The sequence below is a fragment of the Rhodobium gokarnense genome (genome assembly GCF_025961475.1).
GTDB classification, from domain to species: Bacteria; Pseudomonadota; Alphaproteobacteria; order Rhizobiales; family Rhodobiaceae; genus Rhodobium; species Rhodobium gokarnense.
In genome coordinates this window covers 408,155-425,694 of the sequence record NZ_JAOQNS010000004.1, presented here as the reverse complement: position 1 = coordinate 425,694, position 17,540 = coordinate 408,155, and the positions used below count along the sequence as shown (strand labels likewise).

Below are 17,540 nucleotides of genomic sequence, written 5' to 3'. Positions count from 1 at the left end.
CGGATGACCAATGCCGGAATTTGAAACGACCCGACGGGTTCGCCACACCGCCGAGAACATGTTCGAATTGGTCGCGGACGTGGAGAACTATCCGAAGTTCCTGCCACTGTGCCAGGCCGCGCGCCTGCGCGGCAGGAAGGTGGTGTCGCCCTCCTGCGACGTCATCGTCGCCGACATGACGGTCGCCTATAAGGTGATCCGCGAGAGCTTCACCTCGCGCGCGACCCTCAATCGCGGCGACATGACCATCGAGGTCGAATATCTCGACGGCCCGTTCAAATACCTGCACAACCGCTGGAAGTTCGACGACCTGCCCGAGCACAATTGCGACGTCGGCTTCTTCATCAGCTACGAGTTCCGCTCGCGCATGCTGAGCGCGGTGATGGGCACCGTCTTCGACAAGGCGTTCCGGATGTTTTCGACGGCCTTCGAGAAGCGCGCCGACGAACTCTACGGCATCCACGACCAGCGGATGGCGCGGCCCTCCACTGTAAGCCCCTGAGGCCGGCGGGAACGCCTAGAGCATTTCATGCGATTACGGAATCGCCCGAAACGCTCTAGCTTGTTGTTTTGATGCGTATTCTTATCCGAAAACTGGTTTCCACTTTTCGGGAATACGCTCTAGCCGCCGACGGCCAGCTTCTCGATCAGCAACAAGGCATCGACGACGGTCGCGGCGCGCACCTCGGCGCGGCCGATGTCGCCGTAGCGCCGCTCCAGATGCACTGTTTGGCCGCCCCGCCGGCTTGCCGCCAGGTGGACGAGGCCGACCGGCTTTTCCGGCGAGCCGCCACCGGGCCCGGCAACGCCGGTAACGGCAACGGCGATATCGGCGCGGGAGTGCGCGATCGCTCCCTCCGCCATCGCCCGCGCCACCGCTTCGCTGACGGCGCCCTGGGCCTCGATGAGGTCAGCCGGAACGCCGAGCATTTCGGTCTTGGCCTCGTTGGAATAGGTGACGAAGCCGCGCTCCACCACATCCGACGAGCCGGCGACCTCCGTCAGCATGGCGGCGATCAGCCCGCCGGTGCAGCTCTCGGCCGTCGCCGCCATCAGGCCCTTGGCGCGGCACGCCTGAAGTACGGTGGCTGCGAGCGCCTTGAGGTCGTCGTCAGCCATCGGCGGCACCGTCGTCGAAGGGCAGGCGAATGGTGGCGGTCGCCTGGGCGGCGATGCCTTCCTTGCGGCCGGTGAAGCCGAGCTTCTCCGTCGTCGTCGCCTTCACCGAGACCCGCTCCACGGCAAGGCCGCAGAGTGCGGCCAGGCTCTCCCTGATCGCGTCCCGGTGCGGGCCGATCTTCGGCGCCTCGCAGATGATCGTCACGTCGATATGGGCGATGCCGCCGCCACGTTCCTGAACGAGCGAGACCGCCTTTTCCAGGAAGATTCTTGAGGCCGCTCCCTTCCATTCCGGCTCGGAGGGCGGGAAGTGGCTGCCGATATCGCCGTCGCCGAGCGCGCCGAAGAGCGCGTCGGTCACGGCATGCATGGCGACGTCCGCGTCCGAATGGCCGCTGAGGCGCTTGTCGTGCGGGATCGCGACGCCGCCGAGGATGACTTCGGAGCCCTCCACGAAGGCATGGACGTCGAAGCCGGAGCCGACCCTTATGTCGGCCATGTGCATCAGCGCTTCCATCTTCAGTCTCCGGTCGGCGCTGGCGAGGTCTCCCGCCGTTGTCAGCTTGACGTTGTCGCGGTTGCCGGCGACGAGCCGCACGGCCGCACCGTACCATTCGGCCACCGCAGCGTCGTCGGTGAAGTCGGAGCGCTCCGATTCGGCGGCGGCGCGATGGGCGGCAAGGATCGGCGCGAAATGGAAGCCCTGGGGCGTCTGCGCCGACCAGACGCCGGCCCGCGGCACGGTTTTGGCGATATGCCCGTTCTCGGTCTCGGTCTTTAGCGTCTCGATGGCGGGCAGGGCGGCGATCGCGCCCTCGCTGTCGCCAAGCGCCAGGATGACGTCGTCGATCACCGACGGGGCGACGAACGGGCGCACGGCGTCGTGGATGAGGACGATGTCCGGCGGGGCGGGGAGGGACGCAAGGTGCTCCAGCCCGCACAGCACCGAGGCCTGTCGCGTGGCGCCGCCCGGAACGGTCGCAACGTCCCGGCCGGCCTCGCCGGTCGCCTCTGTGAAGGCCGCGCCGTCGTCCCGGTGGATGACGGCAACGACCGGCCCGACGCGCGGATGGTCCTGGAACACCTTGATCGAGCGGGCGATAACCGAAACGCCACCAATTGTGCGATATTGTTTGGGGCTGGTGTCGGAGGCGGTGGCGGCCCGCGATCCGCGTCCGGCGGCAACCAGCAGGACGGCGACCGTCGTGTTTTCGTCGATTTTCATGGGCGACACGGAAAATGTGAGTGGTTCGGGGCCATTAATTTGCTATGTGATCGTTCCATATCACGATGCGGCGGCGGGCGCATATGTTGCAGGAATGCCGCGCATCGTCACGCCGTCAAGGCGTCGCATTGACTAATATCAGTGCAGCCCGTATATCTGCCTATGAAGTGAGCAAAAGCATGCGACGGACCGTGTGGAACCACGCTCCCACGATCGGTGATCTGCGGCTGAAAAATGCCGTATTCCTGGCGCCGATGGCGGGCATTACCGATGCGCCGTTCCGGCGGCTGGCGCATCGCTTCGGCGCGGGTCTGGTGATTTCGGAAATGGTGGCAAGCAACGAACTGATCACCGGCGGTGAGGAGGCCCATTTGCGCGCCGAATCGGCCGGCGTCGCCCCCCACGCGGTACAGCTTGCCGGGCGCGAGGCGACGGCACTCGCCGAAAGCGCCCGCCGCCTGGAAGCCGCCGGCGCCGACCTCCTCGACATCAATATGGGCTGCCCGTCCAAGCGCGTGACGACCGGCTATGCCGGCTCGGCCCTGATGCGCGATCTCGAACACGCAACGCGGCTGATCGAGGCCGTGGTCGGCGCGGTCAAAGTGCCTGTCACCGTCAAGATGCGCCTAGGCTGGGACGACGAGAATCTCAACGCGCCGGAGCTTGCACGGCGCGCCGAAAAGGCCGGCGTTGCCCTCGTCACCGTCCATGGCCGCACGCGCTGCCAGTTCTACAAGGGCAGGGCCGACTGGAAGGCCATTGCCGCGGTCAAGCAGGCCGTCTCCATTCCCGTCATCGCCAATGGCGACTGCGAAAGCTTCGAAGATGCCGCCGAAATGCTCAGCCAGTCCGGCGCCGACGGCATCATGATCGGGCGCGGCGCCTATGGGCGCCCCTGGTTCCCCGGCGCCGTTGCACGGTATCTTTCGACCGGCGTCGCCCCGGCCGAGCCGGCCAATGACGAGATCGCGGTGATCGTCGCCGAACACTATGAGGGCATCCTCGACCACTACGGCGTCGACCTCGGCCTTCGCGCCGCCCGCAAGCATCTTGCCTGGTACATGGACGCCAGCCCGCGCAGCGACGCCGACGCAAAAGCCCTGCGCAGGGACATTCTGACTGCAGAGAACCCCGACAGCGTGCGCGCGCTGCTGACGTGCTGGTTCGACGCGGCCGAACGACGGGATGCCGCCTGATGCTGAACCGCAAGAACGCCTCCGCCAACGGTGCCAGCGAAGTGCAGGCGACCGCCATCATCAACGCCCTGCCGCATCCGGTGCTGCTCGTCGACGAGGACATGAGCATCATCACGGCGAACGATTCGGCCCAGTCCTTTTTCCAGGCGAGCCTTTCCAGCCTGCGCAAGCATGGCCTGTCCTATTTCGTGCCCTTCGGCAGCCCGGTGCTGGCGCTGATCGACGAAGTCGTGCGCCGGGGCACCCCGGTCAACGGCTACCGGGTCGACATTTCCTCGCCCCGCATCGGCTCGGAGCGCATCGTCGACATCCATGCCGCACCGCTGATAAATCGCCAGCCCGGCACCGTCGTCATGCTGCAGGAACGCTCCATGGCCGACAAGATCGACCGGCAGCTCACCCATCGCGGCGCCGCCCGTTCGGTCATGGGCCTTGCGTCCATGCTCGCCCACGAGATCAAGAACCCGCTGTCGGGCATCCGCGGCGCCGCCCAACTCCTGGAGCAGTCCGTCGGCGACGAGGACCGGGCGCTGACCCAGCTCATCACCGCCGAGGCCGACCGCATCGTCAAGCTCGTCGACCGCATGGACGTCTTTTCCGACGAGCGCCCGGTGGAGCGCGCGCCGGTCAACATCCATGTCGTGCTCGACCGGGTGAAGCGGGTCGCCACCACCGGCTTTGCCCGGGACGTCACGATCCGCGAGGACTACGACCCGTCGCTGCCGCCGGTCTGGGCCAATTCCGACCAGCTCATCCAGGTCTTCCTCAACCTCATCAAGAACGCCTGCGAGGCGGTCAAGGACCGGCCCGACGGCGAGATCGAGCTGTCGACCGCGTTCCGGCCGGGCATCCGGCTGTCCGTCCCGGGCAGCGCGGAAAAGGTCAGCCTGCCGCTGGAATTCTGCGTCAAGGACAACGGCCCCGGCGTCTCCGAAGATCTCTTGCCGCATCTGTTCGACCCGTTCGTCACCACCAAGACCAACGGCACCGGCCTCGGCCTTGCCCTCGTCGCCAAGATCGTCGGCGACCATGGCGGCGTCATAGAATGTGACATGAAATCGGGCATGACCGTCTTCCGCATCCTCCTGCCAGCCTTTACGCCCGCCACCGCGGGCGACGCCGGAGACACCCAATGACGCAGGGAAGAATCCTCGTCGCCGATGACGATTCGGCAATCCGCACCGTCCTCAACCAGGCCCTGTCGCGCTCCGGCTACGACGTCCGCCTGACCTCCAATGCCGGCACGCTGTGGCGCTGGATCAACGAGGGCGACGGCGATCTCGTCATCACCGACGTGGTGATGCCGGACGAGAACGCCTTCGATCTCCTGCCGCGCATCAAGCGCATCCGGCCGGACCTGCCGATCGTCGTCATGAGCGCGCAGAACACCTTCATGACGGCGATCCGGGCCTCCGAGAAGGGCGCCTACGAATACCTGCCCAAGCCCTTCGACCTGAAGGAGCTGATCTCCATCGTCGGCCGCGCCCTGTCCGAGCCGCGCCGCGAGCAGCGGGTCGGCGACGAGGAGGAGGGCGGCGAGAACATCCCGCTGGTCGGCCGCTCGCCGGCCATGCAGGACATCTACCGGGTGCTCGCGCGCCTCATGCACACCGACCTGACGGTGCTGATCTCCGGCGAATCGGGCACCGGCAAGGAACTGGTCGCCCGCGCCCTGCACGACTACGGCAAGCGCCGCAACGGCCCGTTCGTCGCCATCAACATGGCCGCCATCCCGCGCGACCTCATCGAATCGGAACTGTTCGGCCACGAGAAGGGCTCCTTTACCGGCGCCCAGACCCGCTCCGTCGGCCGCTTCGAGCAGGCCGAGAGCGGCACGCTGTTCCTCGACGAGATCGGCGACATGCCGATGGACGCCCAGACGCGGCTGCTGCGCGTCCTGCAGCAGGGCGAATACACCACCGTCGGCGGCCGCACGCCGATCAAGACCGACGTGCGCATCGTCGCCGCCACCAACAAGGACCTGCGCCAGCTCATCGACCAGGGCCTGTTCCGCGAGGACCTGTTCTTCCGCCTCAACGTCGTCCCCATCCGGTTGCCGCCCCTTCGCGAGCGCACCGAGGACATCGGCGACCTCGTCCGGCACTTCTTCCTGCAGGCGTCCCGCGAGGGTCTGCCGGCCAAGCAGATCGATGCTGCCGCCCTTGAGGCGCTGCGCCGTTACCGCTGGCCGGGCAACATCCGCGAGCTGGAAAACCTGATCCGCCGGCTCGCCGCCCTCTGCCCCGACGAGGTCATCAACAAGGAGCACATCGAGGCGGAGCTGGAGCGCCCGTTCGCCGAGCCGCTGCCGGAGCCGGCCCAGGAGAGCGAGTCGCTCACCGTCGCCGTCGAGCGGCACCTGGCCAAATACTTCTCCCAGTTCGGCGACGAATTGCCACCGGCCGGGCTCTACCAGCGGATTCTGCGGGAAATCGAGCAGCCGCTGATCACGGCGGCGCTCGCCGCGACCAGAGGCAACCAGATCCGCGCCGCCGATCTCCTCGGCCTCAATCGCAACACCTTGCGCAAGAAGATCCGCGACCTGGAAATCCAGGTCTATCGCGGCATGCGCTAAGACGCCTCAGGCGAGGGCGTAACCGGGCGGCTTCGGCCGCCCGGGGGCGTTCGCATGCGCGCCGGTAAAGTTTTCTGCCCCGCTTCTGTCGCATTTTCGCAACATTGTTGTAGGATTGCGACTTTCCGGAATCATCGGACCCGCCTTCACCGACGACTGCCACGGGCCTTCTGCCGCGCATGACCTCTTCGGCCACCCCATCGGACGCTTCCAGACAGACCGACCAGCGCACCGGCTCGGGCGGCGACGGACGCCGCCTGGTCCGGCGCATCGGCCTCATCACCGTGGTGGTGGCGCTGTTCGCGGCGACCATTTCGTTCATCGTCCTGACCGGCCTGTCGCCCATCAACCCGACGCCGGAAGTGATCCGGGCGGCGATGGTCATCAACGGCATCCTCGTCGTCATCCTGCTGGTCACCATCGCGCTGGAAGCCCGCAGCCTGCTGCTCGCCCGCCAGCGCGGCCGCGCCGCGGCGCGCCTGCATGTGCGCATCGTCACGCTGTTCAGCCTGATCGCGGCGATCCCGGCGATCATCGTCGCCATCATCGCCCTGATCACCCTAGATGTCGGCCTCGACCGCTGGTTCCAGGACCGCACCCGCCAGATCGTCTCCAACGCGGTCACCGTCGCCAACGCCTATGTGCAGGAACACACGCGGGTGCTGCGCTCCGACCTCATCGCCATGGCCTCGGACTTTTCCCGCGCCAAGCCGCTCTATGACGAGGAGCCGCTGCGCTTCGACCTGTTCCTCAAGACCCAGCTCACGCTGCGCCAGATCCCGGCCGCCTATCTCCTCGGCTCCGACGGCAGCATCATCACCAGCGCCATCATCGATCCCGACGTGAAGATGCTGATGCCGCCGAAGGGCGTGCTGGAGCGCGCCGAGGACGGCGAGCCGGTGCTGATCGCGCCGGGGCCGTCGAACCTCGTCGGCGGCGTCATGAAGCTGACCGGCTATGTCGACACCTATCTCTACATCGCCCGGGCGCTGGACAGCCGCGTCGTCGAGTATCTGAGTGTCACCAAGGAGAAGGCGTCCGAATATGCCCGCCTGGAAGAGAGCCGGTTCGGCGTCCAGGTCGCCTTCGGCATGATCTATGTGGGCATGACCCTGGTGCTGCTGCTCTCCGCCATCTGGATCGGCCTCGGCTTCGCCAACCGTCTGGTGACGCCGATCCGCCGGCTGATCGGCGCCGCCGACCAGGTCTCGCGCGGCAACATGGACGTGGAGGTCGCCATCGGGCGCCGGGAAGGGGACCTCTTCCGGCTCGGCAACACCTTCAACACCATGATGAAGCAGCTTCGCAGCCAGCGCGGCGAGCTGCTCGCGGCCAACGACCAGATCGACCGCCGTCGCCGCTTCACCGAGGCGGTTCTGGCCGGCGTGACCGCCGGCGTCCTCGGCATCGACGAGGACAGCCGCATCTCGCTCGCCAACAACTCCGCCCAGCACCTGCTGGCGCTCTCCTTCGACGAACTGGTCGGCCGGCCGATCGACGAGGCCGTGCCGGAATTCTCCGGCATCGTCCCGGCCGCCCACGCCGCGGCCAGCGGCAACCGCACCGAGGAGGTCGTGCTGGTGCGCGACGGCCGCGAGCGCACGTTCTCCGTCCAGGCCACCAGCGAGCAGTCCGCCGGCCGCGACCACGGCCTGGTGCTGACCTTCGACGACATCACCGACCTCGTCGCCGCCCAGCGCTCCACCGCCTGGGCCGACGTCGCCCGCCGCATCGCCCACGAGATCAAGAACCCGCTGACGCCGATCCAGCTTTCCGCCGAACGCATCAAGCGCCGCTACGGCAAGCAGATCGAGGACGACCGCACCGTGTTCGACCAGTGCATCGACACCATCGTGCGCCAGGTCGGCGACATCGGCCGCATGGTCGACGAGTTCTCGTCCTTCGCCCGCATGCCGAAGGCGGTGATGGAGGAGCGCGACCTCACCGACACCGTCAGCGAGGCTGTGTTCCTCGTCGGCGTCGGCCGCCAGGACGTGGAGTTCACCACCGAATTCGAGGAGCAGCCGATGATCGGCCGCTTCGACCACCGGCTGATCGGCCAGGCCGTCGGCAATGTCGTCAAGAACGCCACGGAGGCCGTGGAGGCCGCAATCGCCGTGGACGAACGCGAGGGCCACATCCACGTGCGGGTCCACCGCGAGGGGGGGCGCTTCGTCATCGACGTCATCGACAACGGCATCGGCTGGCCGAAGGAAAACCGCCAGCGGTTGCTTGAGCCTTACATGACGACGCGCGAGAAGGGCACCGGCCTCGGCCTCGCCATCGTCGGCAAGATCGTCGAGGAACATGGCGGGCGCATCGAGTTGCGCGACGCGCCGGCCGTTGCCGAAGGCGGCAGCGGCGCCATGGTCCGTCTCACACTGTTGGTCAATGGCGGCGGCGCGGCCGCGTCCGATGCCGCCGAAAGCCTGACCGAGGGAGCATAACCACAATGGCCAGCGATATTCTCATCGTTGACGACGAAACGGACATCCGCGACCTCGTCGCCGGCATCCTGGAGGACGAGGGACACGCGACCCGCACCGCGGCGGACGCCGACGGCGCCCTTGCCGCGATCGGCGACCGCCGGCCCTCGCTCGCCTTCCTCGACATCTGGCTGCAGGGCAGCCGCCTCGACGGCCTCGGCCTCCTCGACGAGATCAAGGCCCAGCATCCGGAACTGCCGGTGGTGATGATCTCCGGCCACGGCAACATCGAGACCGCCGTCTCCGCCATCAAGCGCGGCGCCTACGACTATATCGAAAAGCCGTTCAAGGCCGACCGGCTGGTGCTGATCGCGGAACGCGCGCTGGAAGCCTCCAAGCTGAAGCGTGAGGTGAGGGACCTGCGCCAGCGCTCCGGCGATGCGCTGCAGCTCGTCGGCGATTCCTCCGTCATCAACCAGCTCGGCCAGACCATCGAGCGCGTCGCGCCGACCAACAGCCGCATCCTGATCACCGGCCCGTCCGGCTCCGGCAAGGAGCTGGTGGCGCGCACCATCCACAATCGCTCGGCCCGCGCGGCCGGTCCCTTCGTGGTGCTCAACGCGGCCACCATCACGCCGGAGCGCATGGAGGAGGAGCTGTTCGGCATCGAGGCCGAAGGCGGCGCCCAGCGCAAGGTCGGCGCGCTCGAAGAGGCCCATGGCGGCACGCTGTACCTTGATGAAATTGCCGACATGCCCGGCGAGACCCAGAGCAAGATCCTGCGCGTGCTGGTCGACCAGAAGTTCCAGCGCGTCAATGGCGGCACCAAGGTCCATGTCGACGTGCGCATCATTTCCTCCAGCGCCCGTAACCTGGAGGCCGAGATCGCCGAAGGCCGGTTCCGCGAGGACCTGTTCCACCGGCTCGGCGTGGTGCCGCTCCGGGTGCCGTCCCTGTCGGAGCGGCGCGAGGACATCCCCGGCCTCGTCGACTTCTTCATGGAGCAGATCTCGGTGGCGACGGGCCTGCCGAAGCGGCGCATCGGCGACGACGCCATGGCCGTCCTGCAGGCCCATGACTGGCCCGGCAACATCCGCCAGCTCCGCAACAATGTGGAGCGGCTGATGATCCTGACCCGCGGCGACCCGGAGGCGACGATCACCGCCGACCTCCTGCCGGCCGAGGTCGGCTCCATGCTGCCCTCGCTGTCGTCGAGCGCCGGCGGCGAGCATCTCCTCGCCATGTCGCTGAGGAACGCCCGCGAGGCCTTCGAGCGCGACTACCTGAAGGCCCAGATCGACCGTTTCGGCGGCAACATCTCGCGCACCGCGGAATTCGTCGGCATGGAGAGATCGGCCCTGCACCGCAAGCTGAAATCCCTCGGCCTCGGCTGACGATCGGGGCCCCGCGGAACCGCGCGGCCCGCCCGGCGTTGTCGCTTTCCTGTTCCTGCGCTGTTTCGTGCGCCCCTTTAACCCGCTAAAAGGGCAGGAGCAAAAAGCGCGAAAGGCGCCGTCCATGAGAGTCGCAACCCCATGAGAGTCATTGTCTGCGGAGCCGGCCAGGTCGGCTACGGCATCGCCGAAAAGCTCGCGGCCGAGCAGAACGACGTCACCGTCATCGATTCCTCGCCCGAACTGATCAACCGCATCCGCGAGGCGCTCGACGTGCGCGGCTTCGTCGGCCACGGCGCCCATCCGGACGTGTTGTCCCAGGCCGGCGCCGACCAGGCCGACATGATCATCGCCGTCACCCTCTACGACGAGGTCAACATGGTCGCCTGCCAGGTCGCGCACTCGCTGTTCGCGGTGCCGACCAAGGTCGCCCGGGTGCGCGCCCAGAGCTATCTGCAGCCGCACTGGCAGGACCTGTTCTCCCGCGACCACATGCCGATCGACGTCATCATCTCGCCGGAGATCGAGGTCGGCGAGATGGTGCTGCGGCGCCTCGCCCTGCCGGGCGCTGTGGAGACCGTGCGCTTTGCCGACGACAAGGTCGTCGTCGTCGGCGTCGTCTGCGAGCCGGACTGCCCGATCGTCGACACGCCGATTCGCCAGCTCACCGAGCTGTTTCCCGATCTCGGCGCCGTCGTCGTCGGCATCTTCCGCGGCAACACCCTGTTCGTGCCGCATATCAACGACGCCATGCTGGAAGGCGACCTCGTCTATGTCGCCGCGCGCCGCGAGCAGGTGGCGCGGACACTCGGCATCTTCGGCCACGAGGAACCGGAGGCGAACCGGGTGGTGGTCGCCGGCGGCGGCAATATCGGGCTCTACGTCGCCAAGGCCCTGGAACAGCGCCACGCCGGCTCCAAGGTCAAGATCATCGAGGCCTCGCGCGAGCGCGCCATCGACATCGCCGACGGCCTGAAGCGCACGGTGATCCTGCACGGCAGCGCCCTCGACCAGGCGATCCTCACCGAAGCGGACGTGCGCCACGCCGACACCATGATCGCGCTGACCAATGACGACGAGGCCAACATCCTGACCAGCGTCATGGCCAAGAAGCTCGGCTGCCGGCGCAATCTCTGCCTCATCAACAACACCAGCTACCACGCCTTTGCCCGCGCCCTCGGCATCGACGCCCACATCAATCCGCGCGCCGTCACCGTCTCCAAGGTGCTGCGCCACGTCCGCCGCGGCCGCATCCGCGGCGTCCACTCGCTGCAGAACGGCAGCGCCGAGGTGATCGAGGCCGAGGCGCTGGAGACCTCGCCGCTGGTCGGCAAACCCTTGCGCGAACTCGACGTTCCCGACGGCATCCGCATCGGCGCCATCTACCGCGCCGGCAACGTCATCATCCCGCGCGGCGACACCCAGATCCTCGCCAACGACCGGGTCGTCATCTTCACCGTCGGCGGCCGGGTGCGCCAGGTCGAGCGCATGTTCCGCGTCAGCCTCGAGTTCTTCTAGGATCCGGGCATGGCCGGTTCATGAGCGGTATCCTCTATCATTTCGCGCTCGTCCTCACCGGCATCGCCGTGGCGCTGCTCCTGCCGGTGGCCGTCGCCGCCAGCTATGGCGAGACGGTCGCACTCGTCGATTTCGGCCTGACCGCCGCGCTCACCTCCGTCGTCTCCGTCTCCGCGGCCATCGCGCTTACCGGGCGCGAGCGCCGGCTGGTCCACAAGAACGGCTATATCCTCCTCATCATGGTCTGGGCCCTGGTGCCGGCGATCGCCGCGATCCCGGTGGTGCTGATCACCGGGCTGGCTCCGATCGATGCCTATTTCGAGACGGTCTCGGGACTGACGACGACCGGCGCCACGGTCTTCAAGACGCTCGATCCGCTGCCGCGCGCGGTCATCTTCTGGCGCGCCGAGCTGCAATGGATCGGCGGCTTCCTGACGCTTCTGTCCATCGTGCTGATTCTCGCGCCGGCCGGGGTCGGCGGGCTTCCGGGCCGCCAGATCCGCCTGCTGGAGACCAGTGAGCGCACCGACATCAGCCGCGCCACCCAGATCGTTCTGGACACCGCAACGGCCTATGGCGCCGCCACCTTCATCTGCTTCGTCGGCCTCTTCGTCATCGGCGCGCCGGCCTTCGACGCCTTCTGCCTGACCTTTTCCACCGTCTCAACCGGCGGCTTCATGCCGCGCGACGGCGACCTGTCGGTCTATGGTCTGCCGGCGCTGGAAGTCTGGCTCGCCGTTTTCATGGTCATCGGAGCGACCAGCATCCTGTGGCACCGTATGGTGCTGCAGCGCCGCTTCCAGCTCCTGAAGGAGCACCGGGAGAGCTATATCCTGATCGCCGGAATCCTCGTCCTCGGCGTGCTGACGGCCGCGGTGCTGTTTCAGGCCGCCGGCTCGGCGAGCGTGCTGTCGCCGCTGTCGGCCCTGCGCGAGGGGCTGGTGACGGCCGCCTCGATGATCTCGACGACCGGCTACGAGACCCGCACCGGCGGCCTCGCGCTGTTGCCGTTGCCGCTGGTGCTGATGGTCATCTTCATCGGCGGCAGCGCCTTTTCCACCGCCGGCGGCATCAAGGCCTACCGGTTCGGCGCCATGGCCACCCAGTCGGCCCGCGAGCTGACGCGGCTGCTCTATCCGCACGGCATCCGGCCGGCGAAATTCGGCAGCCAGCCCTACGACATGCAGCTCATGAAGGCGATCTGGAGCCATTTCGTGGTCACGGTCATGGTCCTCGGCATCATCACCCTCGTCGTCGCCGGCGAGGCCATCGACTACGAGAACGCGCTCCTGGCGACGGCCGCGACCTTTTCCAATATCGGCCCGGTCTATGAGAGCCAGTGGCAGACCGGCGTGCGCCACTGGCAGCTCTTTGAGGAGTTCGGCGTCATCGCCAAGCTCGCCCTGTGCCTGACCATGATCGCCGGGCGCCTGGAAATGCTCGCGCTCCTGGGCGCGGTAAACGGTCTCATCTGGTTGCGCAGGTGACGGGAATGGCTGTAAAACTGCGGCAAATCGGGCTGCGGACGGAAAACCTGCGCGTGTAGCTTGAATTTATGCGGCATTTGCGTTTGCATTTCATAAAATAATCGTAGTTTCATTCCAGCGATGCGTCGCCTATGATTTGCTATGCTCGCAGGTGACCGATGCCCGCTTGCGGCAATATTGTTCGTCGGCATGGCTTCCGGCGGCAGAACGACAGAGAACGGACGCAACGTCCGAAGAAAGACAAAAGGCAATAACAACAATGGCGGACCGCGGACAGAATCTCCAGGACACCTTCCTGAACAATGTACGCAAGAACAAGATCCCCCTGACCATCTTCCTGGTCAACGGCGTGAAGTTGCAAGGGGTGGTTACCTGGTTCGACAATTTCTGTGTCCTGTTGAGGCGAGACGGGCATTCCCAGCTCGTCTACAAGCACGCTATTTCGACGATCATGCCGAATCAGCCCGTTCAGCTTTTTGAACCGGGCGAGGAAACGGGCGAAAAGGCCGCTGACTGATTGAAGCCGCAAGACGGGCAGGGCGGGGCCGAGACTCCACCGGCTGGTGAGCAGGTGGCGAGAGATCCCGTGCGCGCGCTCGTGCTCGAACCGGAGCTGACCCATCGCAAGGGCGCCCCGGGACGCGGCGAGGCCGCTCTGACGGAGCGTTCGCCCGAGGGCCGGCTGGCCGAGACCGTGGGCCTTTCCGAGGCGATCGCGCTCGACGTAATCGGCGCCTCGGTCGTGCGCGTCGCCGAGCCGAAACCGGCAACCCTGTTCGGCTCCGGCAAGGTGGAGGAGATCGGCCTTGCCGTGCGCATGGACGACATCGGCCTCGTCATCGTCGACCACGCCCTTTCGCCGATCCAGCAGCGCAATCTGGAAAAGGCCTGGAACGCCAAGATCCTCGACCGCACCGGCCTGATTCTCGAAATCTTCGGCGAGCGGGCGCGGACCAAGGAAGGCCGCCTCCAGGTCGAGCTGGCGCATCTCAATTACCAGAAGAGCCGGCTCGTACGCTCCTGGACCCACCTGGAGCGCCAGCGCGGCGGCTTCGGCTTCCTTGGTGGCCCCGGCGAGACCCAGATCGAGGCCGACCGGCGGCTGATCCAGGAACGCATCACCCGGCTGGAAAAGGACCTGCAGCAGGTCAAGCGCACCCGCGGCCTGCACCGCAAGGCGCGCAAGAAGGTGCCGCGGCCCGTCGTCGCGCTGGTCGGCTACACCAATGCCGGCAAGTCGACCCTCTTCAACCGGCTGACCGATGCCTCGGTCATGGCCGAGGACCTTTTGTTCGCGACCCTCGACCCGACCCTGAGGCGCGTCGAGCTTCCCGGCGGCATGGAGGTGGTGCTGTCCGACACCGTCGGCTTCATCTCCGACCTGCCGACGCATCTCGTCGCCGCCTTCCGGGCAACGCTGGAAGAGGTCATCTCGGCCGACATCGTGCTGCATATCCGCGACATCAGCCATCCGGAGACCGAGGCCCAGGCGACCGACGTCGCCGACACCCTCGATGCGCTCGGCATCGACGCCCGGGACACCAGCCACGTCATCGAGGTCTGGAACAAGATCGACCTTCTGGCACCCGACCAGCGCCAGCGGATGCTGGACCGGGCGGAGGAGGGCGGTCCTTACCCCGTGTCCGCACTCACCGGCGAGGGCATCGAGCCGCTGCTGGCCGAGATCGCGCGGCGGCTGACCGCAAACCGCCAGGTGCTGCGGCTGACCCTGCCGCCGAGCGACGGTGCGCTGCTCGCCTGGCTCTATCGCAGTTGCGAGGTCCTGGAGCGCGACGACGGCGAGGAGGGCATCCACCTCACCATCCGCATTCCGCCGAAATACGCCGACGAGGTGCGCCGGCGCTGCGCCGCCTACGTCGACGGCCGCATGCGCACGCAGGAAGCCGAACAATCACTTTAAGTGTTGTTTTTATAACTCTGTTTTCTAACGCGTTATGTTCTATGCGTTCTTAGGCTTCTTGGCCGCTTGCCAGAGCGCTTCCATCTCCTCTAACGTGGCGTCCTCGGGCGTTTTTCCCGCGTCCTTCAGGCCGGCCTCGATGTGCCGGAACCGGTCGCGGAACTTGTCGTTCGTGCCCCTCAGCGCCTTTTCCGGATCGACGTCCAGGTGCCGGGCGAGATTCGCGACGACGAAGAGGAGGTCGCCGACTTCCTCCTCGATGCGCTCCTGGACGGGCTCGCTTGCTGCCATTTCCGCTTCCAGCTCGCCCAGTTCCTCGTGCAGCTTGGCGATGACGGCCCGGACGTCGTTCCAGTCGAAGCCGACGCGGCCGGCGCGCTGCTGCAGCTTGACGGCGCGGGTGAGCGCGGGCAGGGCGACGGTCACGTCATCGAGGATGCTGCGCGTTGCCGCATCGCCGTGACGCTCGGCCTTTTCGCGTTTTTCGACCGCCTTGATCGCCTCCCACTGGGCCTTCGACATGCCGGAGGTGCGCGCCTCCGCATCGCCGAAGACATGCGGGTGCCGGCGCACCATCTTGCGGTTCACCGCCAGCACCACATCGCTGAAATCAAAGCTCTTTTCTTCCTCCGCCATGCGCGCATGGAAGACCACCTGGAGGAGCAGGTCGCCAAGCTCGTCGCAAAGATCGCCGCGGTCGCCGCGATCGATCGCGTCGGCCACCTCATAGGCTTCCTCGATGGTGTAGGGGGCGATGGTGGAGAAATCCTGCTCCAGGTCCCAGGGACATCCGGTGCCCGGCGTCCTCAGCGCCGCCATGATTTCCAGAAGGCGTGAAATGTCCCGCGAGGGCTCCATGGCAAAGGCTCCGGATTTTTGTCGGACGGAAGGGGTGCAACGAAAAGAGTCGCGGGTCGTAGCCTAGCATGGGCGGCGGCGCGCGGTCACCGGCACGCCGCGACGGCGGCGAGGGCGCCCGCCCGGTCATTTTCACGAAAAAGGAGGGCAGCCGAGGCCGCCCTCCGGTCTTTTCAGCGCTCCGATTCCAGACCGGTTTCCCCAAAAACAAAGACCGGTCCTCGAAAATTCTATTCGTTAAAACAGTTGGTTATAGCATTCGGCGCGATTCCATGCTCGCCCGAGGCTCCAGGCCGTCAACGGCTGCACTGGCGCGCCAGCCGCCGGATGTTTTTGGCCGCGCCTTGCACGGTGCCGCGCGTATTCTTCAGGCACCAGTCGTAATGTCCCTGGTAATAGCCGTGAACGCCCCGGCTGGGATCGAGACAGTTCGGATTGCGGTCGATGGCGTTTTGCGACACCCGGGCGGCATTGGTCGCATATTTTTGGCAGAACTGGGGATTCGTCCGACCGTTCGGCCCGCCCGCCTGGCGGGTACACTGGCGCGCCAGCCGCCGGATGTTGTCGGCTGCGCCTTCGACCGTCTTGCGCGGGGTCTTGCGGCACCAGTCGTAGTGCGCCTGATAAACGCCGTGCACGCCCTTGCTCGGATTGAGGCAGGCGGGGTTCTTGTTGATGGCGTCCTGGGCGACATCGGCGGTGGTTGAGGCGTATTGATGGCAGAAACGGTCGCCGGCGGCCAGCGAAGGGCCCGTCAACACCGCCAAGGCGAGTACAGTGGCAGAGAAGATCCTGATCATTTTGCGATCGTCCTGAAAAGGGAAGAAAATCCAAGTAGGAACAGGAACTATTCTTATTTGCAGTTTCGACTGAACACAATGTATTCCAGTACCGGTACCGGTATTTCGCAAAGGCCGGGAAAACGGCGGAATTCCGGCCCGTTGCCGCGGCAACGCCGCCAGGAGAAGCCGCTCCAAACCTGAAGGGTGACCCGAGTGCTGCTCAAATGCCTCCATAGCGCGGCGAGCAACGTGGCGATCTTCGAGGCCGCAGCCAGACACCTCGGACTGCCGGACGGAACGCTGGAGCATTTTGTGCGCCCGGAGCTTCTTCTTGCCGCCGAGGCGGCAGGCGGCCTGACGCCGCAGATCGCCGACGACACCGCGGCAATCCTTTCCGGGCTTGCCGGGAATGCCGATGCGGTTCTCCTGACCTGTTCGACGCTCGGCCCCGTCGCCCATACCGCCGCCGAGACATCGGCCGCGCCCGTCATCCGGATCGACAGGGCGCTGGCGGAGGAGGCGGCAGCAACGGGCGGCACCGTCGTCGCGCTCTGTGCCGTGGAGACGACGCTGGAGGCGACCAGACGGGTCTTCGAGGAGGAAGCGACAAAGACAGGCGCCACAGTCGACATCCGGCTCGTGCCCGGCGTCTGGGATCGTTTCAGGGCCGGCGACACGGGCGGCTATCTCGCGGCCATCGCAACGGCCGCCGATGCGGCCTATGCCGACGGGGCGTCGATCGTCGCCCTGGCGCAGGCCTCCATGGCCGACGCGGCACGGTCCGTCAGGAACGGCCCGACGCCGTTGACGAGCCCGGCCGCCGGTCTGGCCGCGGCGATGGCGCGATGCACATCGCGGTGATGCTTCTTACGCCACACGACATGCCGACGGCGCCGCCCGGGACATCGGCAGCGATCATCCTGAAGAACCGGGAGGGAAGAGCGGCGAACAGCAATCCCGGCAGCCGCAGGGCACCCTCCCGCTGCCCACACATGATTCGCATAAGATATATTATGGAATATTTTTGTATGGGAAAGAC

The 17,540-nt window shown here is 66.5% G+C and carries 15 protein-coding genes; 11 read left to right on the top strand and 4 right to left on the bottom strand.

Going from position 1 to position 17,540, the window contains the following annotated elements:
• Nucleotides 1–10 precede the first annotated feature (10 nt).
• On the top strand, nt 11–502 hold the full coding sequence (locus tag M2319_RS09600; RefSeq protein ID WP_264601233.1) for a type II toxin-antitoxin system RatA family toxin: 492 nt from the start codon (nt 11–13) through the stop codon (nt 500–502).
• Between the two features lie 119 nt (nt 503–621).
• Here M2319_RS09600 and M2319_RS09595 read toward each other — a convergent pair whose 3' ends face one another.
• Both M2319_RS09595 and M2319_RS09590 read right to left on the bottom strand, forming a co-directional pair.
• Nucleotides 622–1,119 carry a CinA family protein gene (locus M2319_RS09595; RefSeq protein WP_264601232.1) on the bottom strand — a complete coding sequence of 166 codons (498 nt, stop codon included), beginning with the start codon at nt 1,117–1,119 and terminating at the stop codon, nt 622–624.
• Entirely contained in the window at nt 1,112–2,344 is a 1,233-nt protein-coding gene (locus tag M2319_RS09590) for a bifunctional 2-C-methyl-D-erythritol 4-phosphate cytidylyltransferase/2-C-methyl-D-erythritol 2,4-cyclodiphosphate synthase (RefSeq protein WP_264601231.1), read from the bottom strand. Before M2319_RS09590 ends, M2319_RS09595 begins: the two co-directional genes overlap by 8 nt.
• A 179-nt stretch (nt 2,345–2,523) precedes the next feature.
• Between M2319_RS09590 and dusB the strand changes: the two genes are divergently transcribed.
• From dusB to hflX, 9 genes are all read left to right on the top strand, one after another.
• Nucleotides 2,524–3,540 carry a tRNA dihydrouridine synthase DusB gene (gene dusB, locus M2319_RS09585; RefSeq protein WP_264601230.1) on the top strand — a complete coding sequence of 339 codons (1,017 nt, stop codon included), beginning with the start codon at nt 2,524–2,526 and terminating at the stop codon, nt 3,538–3,540.
• Nucleotides 3,540–4,676, top strand: coding sequence for a two-component system sensor histidine kinase NtrB (locus M2319_RS09580; protein WP_264601229.1), 1,137 nt, complete (start codon nt 3,540–3,542; stop codon nt 4,674–4,676). The genes dusB and M2319_RS09580 overlap by 1 nt, the downstream gene beginning before the upstream one ends.
• Nucleotides 4,673–6,115 (top strand): nitrogen regulation protein NR(I), encoded by a 1,443-nt coding sequence (gene ntrC, locus M2319_RS09575; RefSeq protein WP_264601228.1) that lies wholly within the window; start codon nt 4,673–4,675, stop codon nt 6,113–6,115. Before M2319_RS09580 ends, ntrC begins: the two co-directional genes overlap by 4 nt.
• Nucleotides 6,116–6,294: 179 nt before the next feature.
• A complete protein-coding gene (locus tag M2319_RS09570) occupies nt 6,295–8,562 on the top strand; it encodes a sensor histidine kinase NtrY-like (protein ID WP_264601227.1) in 2,268 nt (755 codons plus the stop codon).
• 5 nt (nt 8,563–8,567) lie between these two features.
• Nucleotides 8,568–9,935: a nitrogen assimilation response regulator NtrX gene (gene ntrX / locus M2319_RS09565; RefSeq protein WP_264601226.1), complete on the top strand. Its 1,368-nt coding sequence runs from the start codon at nt 8,568–8,570 to the stop codon at nt 9,933–9,935.
• 141 nt (nt 9,936–10,076) lie between these two features.
• The gene (gene trkA / locus M2319_RS09560) at nt 10,077–11,453 is read left to right on the top strand and encodes a Trk system potassium transporter TrkA (RefSeq protein ID WP_264601225.1); all 1,377 of its coding nucleotides are present in this window, start codon (nt 10,077–10,079) and stop codon (nt 11,451–11,453) included.
• Between the two features lie 20 nt (nt 11,454–11,473).
• The gene (locus M2319_RS09555; RefSeq protein WP_264601224.1) at nt 11,474–12,940 is read left to right on the top strand and encodes a TrkH family potassium uptake protein; all 1,467 of its coding nucleotides are present in this window, start codon (nt 11,474–11,476) and stop codon (nt 12,938–12,940) included.
• A 259-nt stretch (nt 12,941–13,199) separates the two neighbouring features.
• A complete protein-coding gene (hfq, locus tag M2319_RS09550; protein WP_264601223.1) occupies nt 13,200–13,457 on the top strand; it encodes an RNA chaperone Hfq in 258 nt (85 codons plus the stop codon).
• Nucleotides 13,458–13,511: 54 nt separating this feature from the next.
• The gene (hflX, locus tag M2319_RS09545) at nt 13,512–14,861 is read left to right on the top strand and encodes a GTPase HflX (protein ID WP_406682089.1); all 1,350 of its coding nucleotides are present in this window, start codon (nt 13,512–13,514) and stop codon (nt 14,859–14,861) included.
• 39 nt (nt 14,862–14,900) lie between these two features.
• Here the strand turns inward: hflX and mazG are convergent, their stop codons facing one another.
• Nucleotides 14,901–15,719 carry a nucleoside triphosphate pyrophosphohydrolase gene (gene mazG, locus M2319_RS09540; RefSeq protein ID WP_264601222.1) on the bottom strand — a complete coding sequence of 273 codons (819 nt, stop codon included), beginning with the start codon at nt 15,717–15,719 and terminating at the stop codon, nt 14,901–14,903.
• A gap of 296 nt (nt 15,720–16,015) precedes the next feature.
• Nucleotides 16,016–16,519: a hypothetical protein gene (locus M2319_RS09535; protein ID WP_264601221.1), complete on the bottom strand. Its 504-nt coding sequence runs from the start codon at nt 16,517–16,519 to the stop codon at nt 16,016–16,018.
• Nucleotides 16,520–16,714: 195 nt separating this feature from the next.
• Here M2319_RS09535 and M2319_RS09530 point away from each other — a divergent pair, with 195 nt between their 5' ends.
• Nucleotides 16,715–17,362 (top strand): aspartate/glutamate racemase family protein, encoded by a 648-nt coding sequence (locus tag M2319_RS09530; RefSeq protein WP_264601220.1) that lies wholly within the window; start codon nt 16,715–16,717, stop codon nt 17,360–17,362.
• Nucleotides 17,363–17,540: the final 178 nt, after the last annotated feature.